Source organism: Megasphaera sp. An286, from assembly GCF_002163455.1.
Taxonomy (GTDB): Bacteria; Bacillota; Negativicutes; order Veillonellales; family Megasphaeraceae; genus Megasphaera; species Megasphaera stantonii.
Genome location: NZ_NFIY01000043.1, coordinates 1 through 2,018, shown reverse-complemented (window position 1 = coordinate 2,018; position 2,018 = coordinate 1). Strand labels below are relative to the sequence as shown.

Here is a 2,018-nt window from a genome sequence, read left to right as displayed (position 1 = left end):
TGATTGCTCCTTTGTTGATGATTTCTCGCAAAACCATTTTAACATGAAGCTTCACTATGGATTTTTGTTTTTTTGATTACCTGTTCAAATTCATTTTACAATTAACCTTTTAATGATGAAACTACAATAACGATTAATAATCCATCTGGAATGGCTATAGGCGTTTTTTGTTCAGGAGCAGGTAATCCCTTTGACAATAATGTCGATGCAATCGTTAATTTCAGAGATAATGTATATATTGACACGAATGGTGCTGGGATAGATTCTGTGGCTATTTTAGCTCAAGATGATAGTATTGTAGATATTTCAAAAGCAGAACTTTCGAATACCGCTGAAAATGCAGTACATGGCGTAATTAAAGGAGCTATCCAAGCCGGAACGGGAATTGACGGGGACAAAGGCCTTGTTAATTTAAATTTTACCGGTGATGATAGTTTAATTGAAAGCGATATAAATATTGCTAATAATGATGCGGTTGCAGATTTGGCACTTCACAATGGAGCGGTGTGGAAACCTACTGGGTTAGCCGGTGGTTCTCTTTTAACGAATTTATCAATGAATGAAGGTGTGGTTGAGCAAACCAATGCAGGTACTATAGCAATTCGTAACTATTCCGGCAACGGCGATATTAATTTTTCTGCCGCAGATACTGATACAGACGGTATTTTAAATTTAGCTAACACAGGTGATGTAATAATTGGCGATGCCGGAAAAGGTTCTTCGGTTAATTTAGGCATAATTAACAACACTGTTAATACATTGGATATTGAAAAAACGGAAGAGAACTTAAATGCTATTGCCAATAAAATCTTTTACGATGCGAATGACGGTAACTTGGACGGCAAAGTCACGGTAAAAGAAGGGCTTATCACTCCGGAAGCCAGTGGGGACTTGCGGTTTGACGCCAATAGCCAAGGCTATGTTGCGAACATTACTGGCGGCAACCGGGTAACGAAGACCATGGACGCCATGAAGCACATTGCCGAAACGGCTATCGTCGCGTGGCGGCAGGAAGACAGCACCTTGAGCCAGCGTCTCGGTGATCTGCGCGAGAGCGACGGCGGACAGGGAATCTGGGTCCGCATGAGCCGCGGCGAATTTAACTACGATAGCCAATATGAAAACCAGTATATTTTCTTCCAGCTTGGATATGACTGGGCTCGCGGAAACTGGCATTACGGTGCGGCAGTGAGCCATAACGACGGCGAAACGACGTATGCCCAGGGCACAGGCGAAAACCGCAGCACCTCCCTGAGCCTGTACGGCACATGGCTGGGCCGTAAGGGACACTATGCCGACATCGTGCTGAAGCAAGGGCGTCTGAGCAATGAGTTTGACATTTACACTGATGCAGGCCACACGCACGGCGACTACGACATGTGGGGAACGAGCCTCAGCGGCGAATATGGCCGGAAAATTGATCGCAAAGACGGCTGGTACGTCACGCCGCAGGCTCAGATGACCCTTATGCGCATCGGCGGAGAAGATTTTACGACGAATAACGGGATTCACGTCCGTCAGGACAGCCTGGAAAGCGCTGTAGGTCGCGTAGGGTTTGAAGTGGGCAAAGCCTTTGACAAAAAAGGCAGCATATATGCTAAAGCCAGCTTGCTGCATGACTTCGCCGGCAGCGCCGACACGTATTTAAGTCTGAAGGGATTGAGCAACAGCTACAGTCAGGACATTGGCGATACGTGGTGGGAAGCTGGCATCGGGTTTAATTATAAAGTGAACGACAGCAGCTATCTATATGCCGACGTAGTGAAGACCTTCGGCGGAGATGTAGAAACGCCGTGGCAGTGGAATGTCGGCATGCGGTGGGCCTTTGTCTGATTTGAAAAACTTCTGAGAAGGCTAAAATCCCTTTTTGACTTCTGGCTGAGCTATCAGGTTGATCGTATGCAAGGACGACTATGTGAAGCTTTTTCTGTAAATAACTGCCAGGTATAGGTCTTCTATGATACAATCTAAATCATAGGAGGCTTAGTATCATGGCAAGAGAAAAGAAACCGGTACAT

The 2,018-nt window shown here is 45.7% G+C and carries 1 protein-coding gene; it reads left to right on the top strand.

The features are described from left to right. The first annotated feature begins 267 nt into the window (after positions 1-267). The gene (locus B5F80_RS11080) at positions 268-1,833 is read left to right on the top strand and encodes an autotransporter outer membrane beta-barrel domain-containing protein (RefSeq protein ID WP_158099986.1); all 1,566 of its coding nucleotides are present in this window, start codon (positions 268-270) and stop codon (positions 1,831-1,833) included. The last annotated feature ends 185 nt before the right edge of the window (positions 1,834-2,018 follow it).